We start from the raw sequence: 15848 nt of genomic DNA, 5'->3' as shown, positions 1-15848 counted from the left end.
ATCGACTAGGGGCGACCAACGAATGGAGCATGGTATCTATCTTGTGACGCTCGTTGGCGCAGCACTTGTCGTTGCCGCCGCGTTTTCAAGCCTGATCGCTTTCCGTTTCGGCGCCCCTCTCCTGCTGCTGTTTCTCTGCATCGGCCTCGCCACCGGAACCGACGGTCTCGGCATCCATTTCGACAATGCCCGAGTTGCTTATTTTGCCGGCTCATTGGCGCTGGCGGTCATCCTTTTCGATTCCGGCTTCGGCACGCCGCTCAACGCCTTGCGGCAGGCCGCCGGGCCGGCGCTGTCGCTGGCCACATTCGGCGTCCTTTTGACCACCGGGCTCTTCGGCGCCGCCGCCTATTATCTGCTAGACCTGACCTGGCTGGAATCCTTCCTGCTCGGTGCCGCCGTCGCCTCGACCGACGCCGCGGCGGTGTTCTTCCTGCTGCGCGCCGGCGAGATCAATTTGCGCGAGCGCGTGCGGTCCACGCTCGAGGTGGAATCCGGCACAAATGACCCGATCGCCATCTTCCTGACCATCACGCTGGTCGAGGTCATCGCCGCCAATACCCACCCCGAGGCCAAGGTGCTGGTCACCGATCTTGCCGTCGGCTTCCTCGTCAACATGGGGCTCGGCGCGGTCATCGGCATTCTCGGCGGCATGGCCATCGTGCGCCTTGTCGATCGCCTCAATCTCGATCACGGCCTACTGCCGATCTTCGTGCTGACGCTGTCGCTTATGGTGTTCGCTGCCGCCGGTGCCGTCGGCGGCTCCGGCTTCCTGGCGGTCTATCTCGCAGGCCTGATTGCCGGCAATTCCGATATCCGGGCCGTCACCATCCTCAAGCGCTTCCAGGACGGCATGTCGTGGCTGGCGCAGATCATCATGTTCCTGATCCTCGGCCTGTTCGCGACGCCTTCGCAATTTCCGGCGATCCTGGTGCCGGCAGTGCTGCTCGGCCTGTTCCTGGTATTTGTGGCACGGCCAATCGCCGTCTGGCTCTGCCTGGTGCCGTTCCGTCTGCCACGCCCGGAAGTCGCCTTCGTCTCGTGGGTTGGCCTGCGTGGTGCCGTGTCGATCCTGCTTGCCATCACGCCGCTGCTCGGCGGTCTTGAGAACGGCCGCCTCATCTTCAACACTGCCTTCATCATCGTGCTGGTCTCGCTGATCATCCAGGGATGGACCGTCGGGCCGCTGGCGCGCCGTCTCGGCCTTATCGTGCCGGCCCGCCTGGGACCGCTCGACAAGGTCGAATTGGAACTGCCGGGCTCCGCCCATCATGAGCTTCTCGCCTACCGCGTGGCACCTGGCAGCCCGGTGGCGCGCGGCGAACGCATTCCGCGCTGGGCGCGGCCGTCGCTGGTGCTGCGCGACGGACGCTCGATGCGCTTCCAGGATATGGGTCGGCTCGCGGCCGGCGACCATGTCTACATCTTCGTGCCGGACCGCTATCCGCGCCTGCTCGACAAGCTGTTCGCCAGCCGTGCCGTGGTCGATCCCGAGGACGCGGATTTCTTCGGGGCCTTCGCCGTCGATCCGTCACGCCCCGCCGAGGAACTGGAGACCGCCTACGCGCCGGGCCTGACCGAAGCGGAACGCAAGCTCAGCATTGGCGACCTGGTCACTACCCGGCTCGGCGGCCACGCCGAATACGCCGACCGCGTGCTGCTCGGTCCGATCGAGCTGATCGTCCGCGACGTCGACGACAAGGGCAGGATCACCGGCCTTGGCCTGTCCTTTGAGCCGACCGCGCCGGTGGCGCGCGTTCCGGTGTTCCTCAGCGCCGGCGAAATCCGCGACCGCATCGCCGCCTTCATCCGCAACCGGCGCAAGCCGGCCGAGGCGCAGGCGGTCGAGGCGGCCGAGATGGAACCGGTTCCGCAGCCCGTGGTGGAAAAGACGACTGGCGAAGGCTGACCGCTGTCCACCCGAGCCGCGGAACCCTGCCGCGAGGCTGAAGAATGGCTCGGCAACTGGTGTGGCGGGTCCATGTGGTCCGACATCGCCGGAAATGATCCCGATCGGCCGGTTGCGAGGGCGTCCGGCCGATCAGTCGCCAATTCTCCGGCGCGCCATAGGGGCGCGCTTAATTGTTGCGGGCCGCTACGAACTGCGCCGCTTGTTTCAGAAGCGCAGCTTGCTCGCCAAAAGGTTCGAGCAACGCATGAGCCTGGTCAACGAGGCCATGGAGCTGGCCCCGCGCCCAGTCCGGTCCGTGCAGCGCGACCAGCGTCGCCTTGCCGGCCGCGGCATCCTTGCCGGTTGCCTTGCCCATCTGATGCGCGTCGGCGGTCAGGTCGAGCAGATCGTCGGCAAGCTGAAAGGCAAGCCCGATCGCCGAGCCGAACTCGGCCAGCCTTTCGCGGTCGCCCGACGGCGCGCCGGCAAGGATAGCGCCCGCTTCGCAGGCAAAGCGGATCAGCGCACCGGTTTTCATCGCCTGAAGCCGGATGATACCGGCCTCGTCCGGCCGGCTTTGTTCGGCTTCGAGATCGAGCATCTGGCCGCCGACCATGCTTCCCGCCCCGGCGGCGCGGGCCAGTGCCAGCACCAGCGTTGCCCTGCGCTCGGCCGGCAGCAGTGTCGCCTCGTCGGCAAGGATGTCGAAGGCAAGTGTCAGCAAGGCGTCGCCCGCAAGAATGGCGGTCGCCTCATCGAAAGCCCTGTGCACGGTCGGCTGGCCGCGGCGCAAATCGTCGTCGTCCATGGCCGGCAGATCGTCATGGATGAGCGAATAGCAGTGCACGCATTCGAGCGCCGCCGCGACGCGCAGCGCCGCCTCGCCGTCGGCTGAAAACAGTGCAGCACTTTCCATGACCAGGAAGGGACGCAGTCGTTTGCCGCCGTTCAGCACGCCATGTCGCATTGCCGCCATCAGGCGTTCGGGCCGCGCGACCTCGCCCGAAAGCGTCCGTCCGTCGAGCAACCGCCTCAGCAGCGCCTCGAGCGGAACTGCCCGGGCAATAAGTGCAGCTTCGAACGCCATTTGGTCGTCTTTCGTCATGGTCGGGAGCGGTAGCCGACACTCAGACGTTGCGCAAGAAGCCAAGCGCCATTATGCCGGGGGCAGGGAGTAGCGCGGACTGGGTGGCTTGGCGGAACCGATCGTCGATCACGAAACCGAAGGGTTGGACATGGCGAGACCGAGACGCGGCAGCCGCATCGGTCTTCAACGCTGGGTCCGGCGCGGCATCGCCGTCGCGGTCGTGCTGGCGCTGGTGCCGGTGGTGCTGACCTTCCTGTACCTGCCGACATTCGTGCATCCGGTGTCGACATTGATGCTGAAGGACCTGGCGACGTTTTCTGGCTACGATCGGCGCTGGGTTTCCATCGACGATGTCGCGCCGGTGCTGGCATATTCGGTCATCATGTCGGAGGACGGGCAGTTCTGTTTCCATCGCGGCGTCGATCTGGGCGAGTTGCGCGGCGTCGTCGACGATGCGCTCGCCGGCGAGATGACACGTGGCGCCTCGACCATCACCATGCAGACGGTAAAGAATCTTTATCTATGGTCGCGGCCGTTGGGCTCGGTCCGTAAGGTCGTGGAACTGCCGCTGGCCGTCTATTTCGATGCGGTGCTGTCGAAACGGCGGATCATGGAGATCTACCTCAACATCGCCGAATGGGGACCGGGCATCTACGGCATCGAGGCCGCCGCCCAGCATCATTTCGGCGTCTCGGCAAAACAGCTGTCGCGCCGGCAGGCAGCGCTGCTTGCCGTCACCTTGCCGAATCCGATCGTGCGCAATCCGGCGAAACCGGGGCCGGGACTGAGGCGGCTTGCCGCGTTGATCGAACGGCGCGCCGGCCGCGCCGGCGCCTATGTCGGTTGCCTGCGATAGTGTCAAAAAAAAACACGGCGACGCTGGCCAAAACGCCGTCGGGCGTGTATAGGCACCCGACTTTCTCAGATTCCGGCCCCTGATGTGGCCCTTTCACGAGGGCCGCCGGGGCGTTTTGACCATGTAGTGGAGCATATCCATGGCCGTTCCGAAACGAAAAACCTCTCCGTCGAAGCGCGGCATGCGCCGTTCTGCCGACGCACTGAAGGCCCCGACCTATGTCGAGGACAAGAACTCCGGCGAGATGCGCCGTCCGCACCATATCGACCTGAAGACCGGCATGTATCGCGGTCGCCAGGTTCTGGAGCCGAAGGAAAGCTGAGAGAGCTTTCGACGGTTTATGGGTTGCGAAACGACCGGCCATTGGCCGGTCTTTTTGCGTTTGCGACAACTGATCGTATCAGCCGGGCCTGACATTGTTGTTTCACGCCGTCTTTGTCCGTGTTTATCGGCCGCACGAAAATTCTTGACGGCGAACGCCGGGCGCACTCTACAAAGATCAGTCCAACCGGAGCCGCCACATGTTCGGTGCCATCCCGCTGCTGATCGTGCCTTTCATCCTCTACAATCTCGGGCTTTTGGGAATATTCGGCAGCGGCGACGATCCGTGGGCCACCGAAATGTTTTCGGTCCGGATGATGTCGGGTGGCGTGTTCTCGATGACCCTCGGCGACCTCATCGTGCTGATCGCACTGATCTTCTTGTTCGTCGAAGTGGTGAAGTCGACGCGCACGACAAATGCCTCGATCATGGACCATCTTTTGTCGACCTTCGTCTTTGTGGCCTATCTGGTCGAGTTCCTGCTGGTGAAGGGCGCCGCCCATTCCGTTTTCTTCACACTGATGGTCATAGCGCTGATCGACGTGCTGGCCGGCTTTTCGGTGTCGATGCGGTCGGCCACCCGCGACATCAATATGAGTTAAGGATCCCGACTCAGCCCGGGTCAGCGGTGAAGCCAGCCGCCTCGACGCCGGCGATGGCTGCCGTTTCATCATTGTCGGACGTGTCGCCGGAAATACCGATGGCGCCGATGATCGTGCCGGCGTTGTCGCGGATCAGCACGCCGCCGACGACCGGCAGGACGCGCCCGCCCGACACGTCGGAGACGCCGGCGATCAGATGCGGGCGCTCCTTGGCGAAAGCTTCCACCCGGCGCGAGCCCATGCCGATAGCGAGCGCGCCATAGGCCTTGCCGGCCGACATTTGCGGACGCAGGAACGAGGCGCCGTCCTGACGCTGGAACGCGACCAGATGGGCGCCGGCGTCGAGCACCGAGACGCCAAGCGGCCTGAGCTTGAGCTCGGCACCCTTGGCAAAGGCGGCGGCGATGATTTCAAGGGCTTTGTCGAGCGTCAGTGCGGTCATGGCCGTCTCCTAAACGCGCCAGTTATCAACCGGCAGAACAGACTCCGAGTGAACTGTTTCGCGTGCGAAAGGAAGCATGCATTCTGGGAGCGCCGGCCTATTTCTTCTTGGCGCGAGGCTTCTTCACCGGGGCCGGAGGCGCATTGGCCAGGTCTTCCGCTTCCTTGGCGAGGCGCAGCGCCCGCAGCTTGTTGGTCTTGGCTTGGCGAGCGTCGCTCTCGGCGACATATTCCGCCATCGCCTTCTGGCGAACCGTGGCTGCCTCTTCCTGTTTCTTGAAACGCAAATCGGCCCGCGCACGGGCAGTGTCCTTAGAGTTCTCGACCAAGAGCGTTATCCAATCCGTAAATTATCTTCAGTCCCTTGATAGCAGAGCCAGCCCGCAATTGGGAAAATAAGTTGGTCATGGCGCCGGATCGCAGCCGACTCGCTCCGCCTTGCGGGCGACTACCGCATCGTATCCGGCCTGCAAAGTCGCGCGGACGGTGGGTCCAGATGGGGCGGGAGACGCACCCAGATGCTCGTGGCGCAACTCGTTCATGAACTTATCCCACATCGGCGGGCCGCCTTTTTCCAGAAGCTCGGCACGGATAGAGAGCTCTTCGCTGACCGGCAGCCAGACGCGGCCCCAGGCGCCGAGATGCGCCAGGATCGGCATCAGCGTAATCGCCATTTCGGTCAGGCTGTAGATCGCCTTTTGCTTGTGGGAGGGATCGTCCGCCTTGGTCAGCATGCCGAGCTCCATCAGCCGCTTCAGCCGGTCGGCGAGGATGTTGGAGGCGATGCCCTCCATCGAGCCGTTGAGCAGTTCGCGAAAGTGGCGTCTGCCGCCGAAGATGATGTCGCGAAGGATGATCAGGCTCCACCGGTCACCGAACACTTCGAGCGACAGGTTGATGGGGCATCCGGACCGACGATCGATGTTCATGCGAATCTCCAAAACCGGTTGCATTGTCGTATCGTTTTAATATCGTGCAACTGATTGCAACTTGCAATCGGATTTGCGGCCCAAGGAGGAAAGTCATGAGAAACGCCGAATACCCCGAAATCGTATCCCAAACCTTCGGCGATCCGGCCCATCCGGCGGTGTTGTTGATCATGGGCGCGATGGCTTCCATGCTTTGGTGGCCCGAAGCGTTTTGCCGGAAGCTGGCCGGCGAAGGTCGCTTCGTGATCCGCTATGACAATCGCGATACCGGCCGTTCGACCAAATACGCGCCGGGCGAGCCGCCTTATACATTCGACGACATGGCGGACGATGCTATCCGCGTCCTTGACGACCATGGAATCCGAAAGGCGCATGTGGTCGGCATGTCGATGGGCGGCATGATCGCGCAGCTCGTTGCGTTGAAATACCCGTCGCGTGTCACTTCGCTGACGGTGATCAGCAGTTCGCCCTTGGGCATCGATACGTCGCATTTGCCCGGAACCACCGAGGCCTATAGGAAACATTCGGCCGAAGGCGCGAAGGTCGACTGGTCTGACCGTGGCCAAGCGGTCGATTTCATGGTCAAAAACGCGCGTGCGCTCGCCGGCACCGCGCATCCGTTCGATGAGGCGCGGACGAGAGCGTTCGTGGAACAGGACTACGACCGGTCCGGCGGCTTTCTCAGCGCGACCAATCACTTCATGCTCAAGGGCGGCGAAGATCGGAGCGGCGAGGACTGGACGGGGCGGCTGCACGAGATGAAGATTCCGCTCCTCGTTGTCCACGGCACCGACGATCCGATCTTTCCAGCCGAGCATGGCGCCGCTCTTGCCGACGCGGTCGCCGGTGCAAGACTGGTCCGGATCAAGGGCGGCGGCCACGAGCTGCATCCCGACGATTGGGCCGCGATCATCGATGCGATCGTCGCCCACAGCCGGGCCACGTAGCAGCGGGCCGAACCTTGACACCGGATGCCCGCGAGACGAAGCACCAAAGATAGGAGCAAAAATGTCCCTGACGATGCATCTTCATCCGCTGGCCTCCTTCTGCTGGAAACCGCTGATCGCGCTCTATGAGAACGGCACGCCATTCACATCGGTCGTCGTCGATCTCGGCAACGAACAGTCGCGCGCGGCGTTCCTGAAATTGTGGCCGGCCGGCAAGATGCCGGTGCTGCGCGATGAGGCGCTGGACCGGACCGTGCCGGAATCGACGATCGTCATCGAATATCTCAACGCGTATTATCCCGGACCGGTCGAGCTGATCCCCGGCGATCTCGATCTCGCCCGTCAGACCCGGCTTGCCGACCGCTTCTATGACTTCTACGTCCAGGAACCGATGCAGAAGATCGTTGGCGACCGGCTGCGGCCGCAGGGCAAGACCGATCCGTTCGGCGTCGAGCAGGCCCGCGCCCAGCTGCGCAGCTCCTACGCCATCATTGAACAGGACATGCAGTCGAGGACATGGGCGGTGGGTGCGAGCTTCACCATGGCCGACTGCGCTGCCGCCCCCGCGCTGTTCTACGCCAACAAGGTCGAGCCGTTCGGAGACGAATATCCTGCGGTCAGGCGCTATCACGACCGGTTGCTGCAACGCCCCTCGGTTGCCCGTGTGATCGAGGAAGCGCAGCCGTATTTCAAGCTCTTCCCCTACAACAATGGCTAGAGTGGTTCATCGTTTCACGGAAACGCCGAACCGCTCTATCTCTTCCGGACGGAAAACCGCTTCACATTTTTCCTGGAATTGCTCTAGGCCCGATGCTGCATAGTTGCTCGACGCGCTGACGATGCCCCTCAGCTTCCGGGTGAACCGAGCTGCTCCGCATCCCAGAACTGGTCAAGCCAGATGTTGAGCTTCAGGAAGCCGGCATTGCTGACCGTATAGACGCGCCTGGTGCCTTCCGGCTTGGCGTTGACCAACCCCGCATCAAGCAGCACCTTCAGGTGCTGCGAAACGGCCGGGCGGGACACCGGCAAGCCGGATGCCAATTCGTTGACGGTCTTCGGTCCGCGCCGGAGCTCTTCCAAGAGATGGCGCCGGTTGGGATCGGCAATCGCCATGAAGGCGTCGGAAAGCATCATGCCTTATTTGTGGGGCAAAGCGCCTCGAATCTCAACTGTCGGCTTCAGCTTTTCTGCGCGGGTCGAGCCGCAACGCTTCCGGCGTCACCGAGCGATCGGCGGGCTGGGTCTTGAAGGCATCGCGGCCTTCGATCGGCACCGGCGCGCGACGGCTGATGCGCAGCAGCGTATAGCCAGCCAGGCTGAGATGCGCGAGCGCAGTGGCCAGGAACAGCCCCTCAGGGCGCATCCAGCCCATCAGGCCGGCGGCCACCAGCGGACCGATCATCGTGCCGAAGCCATAAAGCAGCAGCAGGCCGCCCGACACTTTGACGAAGTCCTCCGATCGCGCATGGTCATTGGCATGCGCCACCGCGATCGAATAGAGCGTGTAGGCGAAGGCGCCGTAGGCGGCGGTGCAGACGATGACGAAGACGCCGGAGCGCGGTTCGAACAGGAAGATGGCGATGGCAAACAGCGCAGCACCGAAGGCCGCGCCCGCCAGCACGAAACGACGGTCCGTCGTGTCGGAGAGCCGCCCGGCCGGAAGCTGCATGGCGGCACCAGCGATGACCACGAGGCTCATCATCAGCGCGATCTCGGCTGTCGAGATGCCGATGCGCGCTCCATAGACGGCACCAAGTGTACCCCAGGCGCCGTTGGCGATGCCGATCAGCACGCAAGCGATCGCCGACACCGGCGAATTGACGTAGAGCCCCTTGACGTCAAGCGACACGTCCTGCAGCGGCTTGGGGTGAGACGCCGTCGAGACCGCCGTCGGGATCAGCGACAGGCAGAACAGAATGCCGGTGATCATGAACAGCGACGCCGATCTCACATCGCCGCCGGCAACGATCATCTGACCGCCCATGATCGAGGCATAGGTGACCATCATGTAGAGGCCGAAGACGGTGCCGCGGTTTTCGTTGGTGGCCTTCTCGTTGAGCCAGCTTTCGATGACCATGAAGGCGCCGGCCATGGTGAAGCCGGTGAAGGCGCGCAGCAGGATCCAGGTATATTCGTCGATGATCAGGCCGGTGAGCAGTGCGACGATCGCTCCCGATGCGGCAAAGGCGCCGAAAGCCCTGACATGACCGGCGCGGCGCACGATGCGTGGCGCAAAGAAGCAGCCGGTGACGAAGCCGCCGGCCCAAGCCGTGCCCATCAGGCCGAGCGATGCCGTCGAGAAGCCCTCCACCTGGCCGCGCAGCGGCAACAGCAGACCGTGCAGTCCGGATGCCGCCAACAGGAACGCGGTGCCGCGCAGCAGCGAGAGGATCGGTCTGTAGCTTGCGAACATTTTTCAATCCGGCTGGGGTTTAGGGCACAAGTCTGCAGACAGCGGCATTCGGGCTTTTCGGCGGCGTGCCCGAGCTTTTGGCATTACCCGCAGTAACTACCCGCGGCGAAACAGCGCCTCTGCCGCCGACTTGGTCGAGCCCTTGGTCTTGAGCTCGGCTTCCAGCCGGGCGATCTCGTCGCGCAGGATGCCGATCCGTTCGGACAATTCGTCGACGGAAAGCAGCGACAGATCCTGCCCGATCTCGTGCGGGCGCGCTTTCTTCTTGGGTTCGTCGTCGAAGATCGCCATCGTCGCCCCTCCGTGATTGCCCATTTGCCTGATTTGCCAATGAGCATACATAGGGCAAGGGTATGGATGCAAATGGCGGGCAAGAGCTGGCACGAGAAACCGGCGGAGCACGACGGGAAAATTCATGGCGAACGCACAGAAAATTCCGGCGAAGATGATGGCGATCGCCATATCGGAACCGGGCGGGCCGCGGGTGCTGAAACCGGAAACCCGCGACGTACCGGTTCCCGGTCCCGGCGAGATCCTGATCCGGGTGCGGGCCGCCGGCGTCAACCGGCCGGACGTGCAACAGCGCAAGGGCGCCTATCCGCCACCGCCGGGAGCGTCGGATCTGCCGGGCCTGGAAGCAGCAGGCGAAGTCGCTGCCCTTGGTGACGAGATATCGCGCTGGCGCGTCGGCGACCGGGTCTGTGCGCTGACGGCGGGCGGCGGCTATGCCGAATATGTCAGAGTGCACGCCGGCAGCGTGCTGCCGCTGCCCGCCGGCTTTACCTACACCGAAGCGGCGGCGCTGCCGGAAAACTACTTCACTGTTTGGCACAATGTCTTCGAGCGCGGCGGCCTGAAGAGCGGCGAGACCCTGCTCGTGCATGGCGGCTCGTCGGGTATCGGCACCACGGCGATCCAGCTTGCTGCCGCTTTCGGCGCCTATGTCGTCACCACCGCCGGCAACAAGGAGAAATGCGACGCCTGCCTCAAGCTCGGCGCCGACCGGGCGATCAACTACCGCGAGGAGGACTTCGTCGCCGCAGTCAAGGAGGCAACCGGCGGCAAGGGTGCCAATGTCATCCTCGACATGGTCGGCGGCGACTATGTGGCGCGAAACTATGAGGCTGCAGCCATGGAAGGCCGCATCGTCCAGATCGCGACGCAGGGCGGGACGGTGGCGAGCGCCGATTTCTTCAAGATCATGGCCAAGCGGCTCGTGCACACAGGATCGCTGCTCAGGCCACGCACCGTGGAGTTCAAGGCGGCAGTTGCGGCTGCGCTGGAGGCGCAGGTTTGGCCGCTGCTCGGCACGCGCAAGGTTGCGCCGGTGATGGATACGATCTTCCCGCTCAAGGAAGCGTGGCGGGCGCATGAGCGGATGGAGGAGGGTGAGCACATCGGCAAGATTGTGCTCGATGTCGCCTGACGGCCCGCAAACAGGCTGAACGAAAGCTTAATGGTGCAATGCAACAAACGCATTGCGGCCATGCAAAAGCGTCTGTTCAATTTTTCATCGCCGATGCCTATTTACGCGGCATCAAAACGATGGAGGACTATCATGAACCCGATCCGCGCTTTCCGTAACTGGCGCATGTACAACGAAACCGTGCGCGAACTGAACCGGCTGAATGCTCGTCAGCTCAACGACCTCGGCATCAACCGCGGCGACATCGAGAGAATCGCCCGCAAAGGGCTTTGATCTCGAGCACGATCCCGCTCGAAGACCGGGCGCTGCTTTTCGGCAACGCCGAGCCGCGGTTCGGGATCAAGCTTTAGAAGCCAGAGCCGCAGCAGACGGATTTCCGTCGCCGGTTCCGAGCCCGCCCGACCTTGGTCTGGCGGGCTTTGTCTTTTTGAAGCTTTCGACTGTATGGCGTCATCTGCCGACCTTCGCGGTCTGCTGGTCGCGCTGCCGTGCCGTCCTTGACGCGCGCCTGCCAAAAAGATTGCGAAACGGCGAGCGAGCGGTTATATAGACCGCGATTTTCCCATTTTGGTGGCTCTAAACCACCGCCCGCGCGGGAACGCGGGCGAACGAGAAGGATTTTTGTAATGGCCAATACGCTGCTGATGCCAAAGGCGACCGCCGTCTGGCTGGTTGACAACACAGCGCTTTCCTTCGAGCAGATCGCGCAGTTCTGCGGACTGCATCCGCTTGAGGTCAAGGCGATCGCCGACGGCGAGTCGGCGCAAGGCATCAAGGGCATGGACCCGATCATGACCGGCCAGCTCACTCGCGACGAGATCGCGCGCGCCGAGAAGGACGCCAACCACCGGCTGAAGCTCTCCGATCCCAAGGTGCGGGTGCCGGAATCCAAACGCAAGGGTCCGCGCTACACGCCGCTGTCGAAGCGCCAGGACCGGCCCAACGCCATCCTCTGGCTGGTGCGCAACCATCCCGAGCTCAAGGATGCGCAGATTGCCCGCCTTGTCGGCACAACGAAGTCGACGATCGACCAGATCCGCGACAGAAAGCACTGGAACTCCGCCAATCTCCAGCCGATGGATCCGGTGACGCTCGGCCTGACGTCGCAGATCGACCTCGATATGGAAATCAACCGCGCCTCGCGCGGCCGCGAGCAGGCGCAGCCGGTCGGCGATACGCTGCTGCCGGCCGCCTTGACCGAACGGCTGGTGCCGGCGCCCGAAAAGCCGAAGGACGAGGACCGCGAACTTGACGCCAACGCCGTCTTCGCCAAGCTTTCGGCGCTGAAGTCGAAGGACAAGGACGCCGACGAAGAGGAGTAGGTCTGGCATCCAAAACAAAAAGCCCGCTTTCAAGCGGGCTTTTTTGTGATCTTCCGTGTCAGCTTCGCGCCGCCCGGTCCGGCGCCATGCCGTAATCCTCGCTGCGCTCCACCGCGCGATAGAAATCGGCGAGCTGCTTGCCGCGCTCCGGCTTGAAGGTGCGGCCGGCGATGACCACCGAGGCGATGCGGTCGATGCGGAAGGCGCGGAAATCGCCGCGCATCTCACACCAGGCGACCAAGGTCCACACCTTGCCCCAGAACCACAGGCCGAGCGGGCGGATGTCGCGCGCGGTGCTGCGGCCGGCCTCATCCGAATAGTCGATGGTCAGCACCTGACGTTTCTCGATGGACCGCTCGATCAGGTCGATGGCTTCGCGGGCGGCATCGCTTACCACCCACATCGGCGTGTGGATCTCGGTACGGGCGATGCGGTCCTTTTCGGCGTCGGGCAACACGGCGCCTATCTTGACCAGCGCCTCGTCGGCGGCTCGCGCCATGGCCGCGCCACCAAACGCGCGCACCATGCGGGCGCCGGCGACCAGCGCGACGATCTCGTCACGCGTGAACATCAGCGGCGGAAGGTCGAAACCCTCCCTCATCATGTACCCGACACCGGCCTCGCCGTCGATCGGCACGCCGGTCGACTGCAGGTCTGCGATGTCGCGATAGATCGTCCGCTCGGAAACCTCGAGCCACGTGCCCAGCTTCTGAGCGGTGACCAGACGACCACCACGCAGATGCTGCACGATCTGGAAGAGCCTGTCGGCGCGGCGCATCGTATGGTCCCTCGGCGTCTATCGTTCCAGCCCTTCGCGCTTGCGCTGCGCGGCGACGAAGGCCGCGCCGAAGGACAATTTCCTCGTTGTCGGCGTGTTTGCGTCGACCACCCGCCAGAACGGCGCAACGTCGCCCAGCGCCATACCACGCTCAAGATCCTCGTTGGCGGCCTCGGCGACGGTGCGCAGATGATAGCCGATGGTGACCGGACATGTCATCTCGGCATCGTGCTCGATGGCGAGAGCGGTGCGCAAAGCGCGGATATTCATGTCCATGCCTTCGGGGATGGAGCGGATGAATGCATGGACCTGGCGAGCTGTAGGAACCAGCATCGGCTGGCCTTCGACGACGTCGCCGATGGTGCGTGGCGACGGTCTTATGCCGTTGATGCCAGGCGTGTTCAGCCTGTCGTTCCAGCTTTTCATCGATCGTCCTCTCGGGCATCCGGCTCCGGCGGCCATCGCACTATGGCACGAGCCTCCTGACACCATACTGTCAGGAGGCTTCAGCATGCCCATTTCAGCTCGTCGCCAGGTCGCATCCAAACGCCACGCAGAAAGCTTGCCTCAATTGCCGCCATTGCGGCGGTCGCCATACATGTCCGGCCAACCAATATCCTTGCGGATGTCCGCCGGCAGGGTGTTCATGAATCGCTGGGTGCGGATCTCATTGCGGATCGTCCGGATCTTGCCGACATAGTGCTGCACGCTACGCAGAATGGTAATACCGTTCATGGCTGGTCTCCTCTCTTTCGATGCAGGCACTATCGCACACCCCTGCTGACAGCAGTCTGTCAGGAGGGTGCGGCTCTCATGACCGGCGTTCCGATTTATCCATCGAAGTGACAAGGCAGTGCTGAAAAGAGGCTTGCCGCAGTGGAAGCCGGCGATCCCGGAGCCGCTTTGACAGCCAGCCGCGATGCTGATCAAAGGCTGCATGTCGAAATTTCTCGCGCTCGTCATCATCTTCATGATGGTCATCCAGCTCATCAAGCCGCTCGGCTGGCCCGGGCTGAAGCGGCGCAGCGATTTCTGGAAGCTGGCGCTGCTGGCGATGGCGGCGATTTCGATTACGGCGGTGCTCGGGCACTGGACGTAATGCATGTCGCGCAAAAGTGTGCAGCGGTTTTGCGACAATGACATGCATAAAAATAAGGACCTGAAGCGCGTCGGATGAGGCCAATCGAATGCGACGCGCTTTAGTGCGGGCGGCCCGCTACGCGACGCCCGGTTCGTTGGCGAGCACCAGGCTGACCAGATGTTCCGCCCAGGCTCGGTAGCCGGCTTCCGAAGCGTGAAATCCATCCGATGCGAAGCCGGCATCGGCATCCGTGATCGGCAGCCGGGGCGCCGGTATGGCGCCGCGTTCGAGGCAAAGGCGCTCGCCCATCCGGTTCATTTCGACGGCGCGGATTTCGAGGATCTTGCCGAGCAGCGGCGGCATTGCCGGAGCCCGGGTGAACTCCAGCACCGGCGACCACACGACGCGCGCTTCCGGCCATTTGGCGCGCAGCGCGTAGAGCAGGCCGCCAAACTCGCGCTTGAAGCGCGGTACCGAATGAAAATTCTTGGTGTCGTTGGTACCGATGGCCAGCACGATATGCGTCCACGGATCGGCCGATAGATTGGGCAGCACATGATCGCGGATCTGGCCAGAGGTTGCCGAGTTGAAGCCGGCCGCCCGCCAGCGCACGGTGCGGCCGGTGCGTTGCGCAATCAGAACTGCCAGTTGCGCGGCCAATCCGTTTTCGGAATTGCCGATGCCTACCGAGGCGGCGGAGGAATCGCCAAGCACCAGAACCGAGATTGCTGGCGCCAGGCCAGATATCTCGTGCATGACCGGACCTTGTGCCGGCAGCATGCGGGCGGTGCGGCGACGCACGCCAAGTCCTTGCCAGACATAGACCGGAAAGGCGAGCCAGGTGAGAAGGGTCGGAAAGCGCCGCATGGCAAGTCCCTTTTAGGGCATAGCGAACAGCACTTAGCGCATGTCGAGCCGAAGACGAAAGACCTTGGGTGACCGCCTGTCGTCAATGGCAGCAGCTGTCCTGCATTTCGGGCGTATCCGCATATTCGTCGTGCAGCCGCACCCAGTCCACCAGGCTATGGTGGGGACCGGTTTCGTTGCGACCCTTCGGCGTCAGGTCGAGATAGTGATAGGCGCCGATCAGCGGATCGCCGCCTCTGGAGCGCGAGATAAAAGTCAGGAAGATGTCGCCTTTCTCGTCGCGATAGAACACGCTGGTGCCGGGAAGATCCTTCGATTGCCGCGCGCGCCGCTCGAAATTGTAGGTCGTGTCGCCGGCCGCGATCTGCTTGTCGGTGAATGACACCTGCATGTCGAAGTTGAAGTCCGAAGCGTACGACGACACCCAGTCGAATTTCCAGCCCATGCGCTGCTTGTAGGGCAGAAGCTCGGCCAGCGGCGCCCGCGCCACCACCACGAGCGAGACGTCGTGGTGCCTGAGATGCTGGTTGGCACCGTCAATGTGGTCGGCAAGGAACGAGCAGCCCTCGCAACGATAATCGGCGCCCGGCCCGAACATGAAATGGTAGACGATCAGCTGGCTGTTGCCGCCGAACAGGTCGGGCAGTTTCTTTGGCCCTTGCTCGGTCTCGAAGACATAGTCCTTGCGGATCTTCAGCCACGGCAGTTCGCGGCGTTCGGCGGCGACGCGGTCGCGAAAGCGCGTCAATTCCTTTTCGCGCGCCAGATGCGCCTTGTGCGCCTGAAACCACTCTTCCTGCGAAACGGTCTTGTTGTTTGGCATCGGTCTGCTCCTCTTTTCACGGAGGACGTTCGGCAGCGAGGAATACCGACACCGAGCTGCATTT

22 protein-coding genes are annotated in these 15848 nt (G+C 63.2%); 10 read left to right on the top strand and 12 right to left on the bottom strand.

All coding sequences use genetic code 11. From position 1 onward, the window contains the following. The first annotated feature begins 22 nt into the window (after positions 1-22). Positions 23-1909, top strand: coding sequence for a potassium/proton antiporter (locus X773_RS62815; protein ID WP_023678506.1), 1887 nt, complete (start codon positions 23-25; stop codon positions 1907-1909). Between the two features lie 169 nt (positions 1910-2078). Here the strand turns inward: X773_RS62815 and X773_RS62810 are convergent, their stop codons facing one another. Continuing rightward, complete coding sequence (locus X773_RS62810) at positions 2079-2996, bottom strand: polyprenyl synthetase family protein (RefSeq protein WP_023678505.1); 918 nt, start codon at positions 2994-2996, stop codon at positions 2079-2081. A 79-nt stretch (positions 2997-3075) separates the two neighbouring features. Here X773_RS62810 and X773_RS62805 point away from each other — a divergent pair, with 79 nt between their 5' ends. The 3 genes from X773_RS62805 (at position 3076) to X773_RS62795 (ending at position 4757) form a co-directional block, all read left to right on the top strand. Continuing rightward, entirely contained in the window at positions 3076-3834 is a 759-nt protein-coding gene (locus tag X773_RS62805; protein WP_031212144.1) for a transglycosylase domain-containing protein, read from the top strand. Between the two features lie 139 nt (positions 3835-3973). After that, positions 3974-4156 (top strand): 50S ribosomal protein L32, encoded by a 183-nt coding sequence (gene rpmF / locus X773_RS62800; RefSeq protein ID WP_006203806.1) that lies wholly within the window; start codon positions 3974-3976, stop codon positions 4154-4156. Positions 4157-4355: 199 nt separating this feature from the next. Beyond that, on the top strand, positions 4356-4757 hold the full coding sequence (locus tag X773_RS62795) for a hypothetical protein (protein ID WP_023678503.1): 402 nt from the start codon (positions 4356-4358) through the stop codon (positions 4755-4757). Between the two features lie 10 nt (positions 4758-4767). On the opposite strand, the gene X773_RS62790 is transcribed toward X773_RS62795, so the two are convergent. The 3 genes from X773_RS62790 to X773_RS62780 all read right to left on the bottom strand — a co-directional run bounded on the left by X773_RS62790 (position 4768) and on the right by X773_RS62780 (position 6127). Then, complete coding sequence (locus tag X773_RS62790) at positions 4768-5199, bottom strand: heme-binding protein (protein ID WP_023678502.1); 432 nt, start codon at positions 5197-5199, stop codon at positions 4768-4770. Between the two features lie 97 nt (positions 5200-5296). Beyond that, positions 5297-5527 (bottom strand): hypothetical protein, encoded by a 231-nt coding sequence (locus X773_RS62785; RefSeq protein WP_023678501.1) that lies wholly within the window; start codon positions 5525-5527, stop codon positions 5297-5299. Positions 5528-5602: 75 nt separating this feature from the next. Continuing rightward, positions 5603-6127, bottom strand: a complete 525-nt coding sequence (locus X773_RS62780) for a helix-turn-helix domain-containing protein (protein ID WP_023678500.1) — start codon at positions 6125-6127, stop codon at positions 5603-5605. A 95-nt stretch (positions 6128-6222) separates the two neighbouring features. Here X773_RS62780 and X773_RS62775 point away from each other — a divergent pair, with 95 nt between their 5' ends. Beyond that, positions 6223-7074, top strand: coding sequence for an alpha/beta hydrolase (locus X773_RS62775; RefSeq protein WP_023678499.1), 852 nt, complete (start codon positions 6223-6225; stop codon positions 7072-7074). Between the two features lie 61 nt (positions 7075-7135). Then, positions 7136-7792 carry a glutathione S-transferase family protein gene (locus tag X773_RS62770; protein WP_023678498.1) on the top strand — a complete coding sequence of 219 codons (657 nt, stop codon included), beginning with the start codon at positions 7136-7138 and terminating at the stop codon, positions 7790-7792. Positions 7793-7920: 128 nt separating this feature from the next. Here the strand turns inward: X773_RS62770 and X773_RS62765 are convergent, their stop codons facing one another. From X773_RS62765 to X773_RS62755, 3 genes are all read right to left on the bottom strand, one after another. Further along, positions 7921-8208, bottom strand: a complete 288-nt coding sequence (locus tag X773_RS62765; protein WP_023678497.1) for a metalloregulator ArsR/SmtB family transcription factor — start codon at positions 8206-8208, stop codon at positions 7921-7923. 31 nt (positions 8209-8239) lie between these two features. After that, positions 8240-9487: an MFS transporter gene (locus tag X773_RS62760; protein WP_023678496.1), complete on the bottom strand. Its 1248-nt coding sequence runs from the start codon at positions 9485-9487 to the stop codon at positions 8240-8242. A 96-nt stretch (positions 9488-9583) separates the two neighbouring features. After that, positions 9584-9778, bottom strand: coding sequence for a DUF1192 domain-containing protein (locus X773_RS62755; RefSeq protein ID WP_023678495.1), 195 nt, complete (start codon positions 9776-9778; stop codon positions 9584-9586). Positions 9779-9902: 124 nt separating this feature from the next. On the opposite strand from X773_RS62755, the gene X773_RS62750 reads away from it, so the two are divergent. From X773_RS62750 to X773_RS62745, 3 genes are all read left to right on the top strand, one after another. Beyond that, a complete protein-coding gene (locus tag X773_RS62750; protein ID WP_036238914.1) occupies positions 9903-10913 on the top strand; it encodes an NAD(P)H-quinone oxidoreductase in 1011 nt (336 codons plus the stop codon). Between the two features lie 132 nt (positions 10914-11045). Then, entirely contained in the window at positions 11046-11186 is a 141-nt protein-coding gene (locus X773_RS74775) for a DUF1127 domain-containing protein (protein ID WP_023678493.1), read from the top strand. A 353-nt stretch (positions 11187-11539) separates the two neighbouring features. Continuing rightward, the gene (locus tag X773_RS62745) at positions 11540-12235 is read left to right on the top strand and encodes a DUF1013 domain-containing protein (protein WP_023678492.1); all 696 of its coding nucleotides are present in this window, start codon (positions 11540-11542) and stop codon (positions 12233-12235) included. A 58-nt stretch (positions 12236-12293) separates the two neighbouring features. On the opposite strand, the gene X773_RS62740 is transcribed toward X773_RS62745, so the two are convergent. The 3 genes from X773_RS62740 to X773_RS74770 form a co-directional block, all read right to left on the bottom strand. After that, positions 12294-13013 carry a YafY family protein gene (locus tag X773_RS62740; RefSeq protein WP_023678491.1) on the bottom strand — a complete coding sequence of 240 codons (720 nt, stop codon included), beginning with the start codon at positions 13011-13013 and terminating at the stop codon, positions 12294-12296. An 18-nt stretch (positions 13014-13031) separates the two neighbouring features. Continuing rightward, a complete protein-coding gene (locus X773_RS62735) occupies positions 13032-13439 on the bottom strand; it encodes a hypothetical protein (protein ID WP_023678490.1) in 408 nt (135 codons plus the stop codon). Between the two features lie 141 nt (positions 13440-13580). Continuing rightward, entirely contained in the window at positions 13581-13748 is a 168-nt protein-coding gene (locus X773_RS74770) for a hypothetical protein (protein WP_023678489.1), read from the bottom strand. Between the two features lie 202 nt (positions 13749-13950). Here X773_RS74770 and X773_RS62730 point away from each other — a divergent pair, with 202 nt between their 5' ends. Next, on the top strand, positions 13951-14112 hold the full coding sequence (locus X773_RS62730) for a hypothetical protein (protein ID WP_023678488.1): 162 nt from the start codon (positions 13951-13953) through the stop codon (positions 14110-14112). A gap of 117 nt (positions 14113-14229) precedes the next feature. On the opposite strand, the gene X773_RS62725 is transcribed toward X773_RS62730, so the two are convergent. Further along, a complete protein-coding gene (locus tag X773_RS62725) occupies positions 14230-14961 on the bottom strand; it encodes an SGNH/GDSL hydrolase family protein (protein ID WP_023678487.1) in 732 nt (243 codons plus the stop codon). Positions 14962-15043: 82 nt separating this feature from the next. Next, complete coding sequence (locus X773_RS62720) at positions 15044-15784, bottom strand: thioredoxin family protein (protein ID WP_023678486.1); 741 nt, start codon at positions 15782-15784, stop codon at positions 15044-15046. Positions 15785-15848: the final 64 nt, after the last annotated feature.

It is taken from the genome of Mesorhizobium sp. LSJC280B00 (assembly GCF_000502835.1).
Lineage (GTDB): Bacteria > Pseudomonadota > Alphaproteobacteria > Rhizobiales > Rhizobiaceae > Mesorhizobium.
Note: the sequence above shows the minus strand (reverse complement) of the source record. Positions and strands in the feature narration are given on the sequence as shown.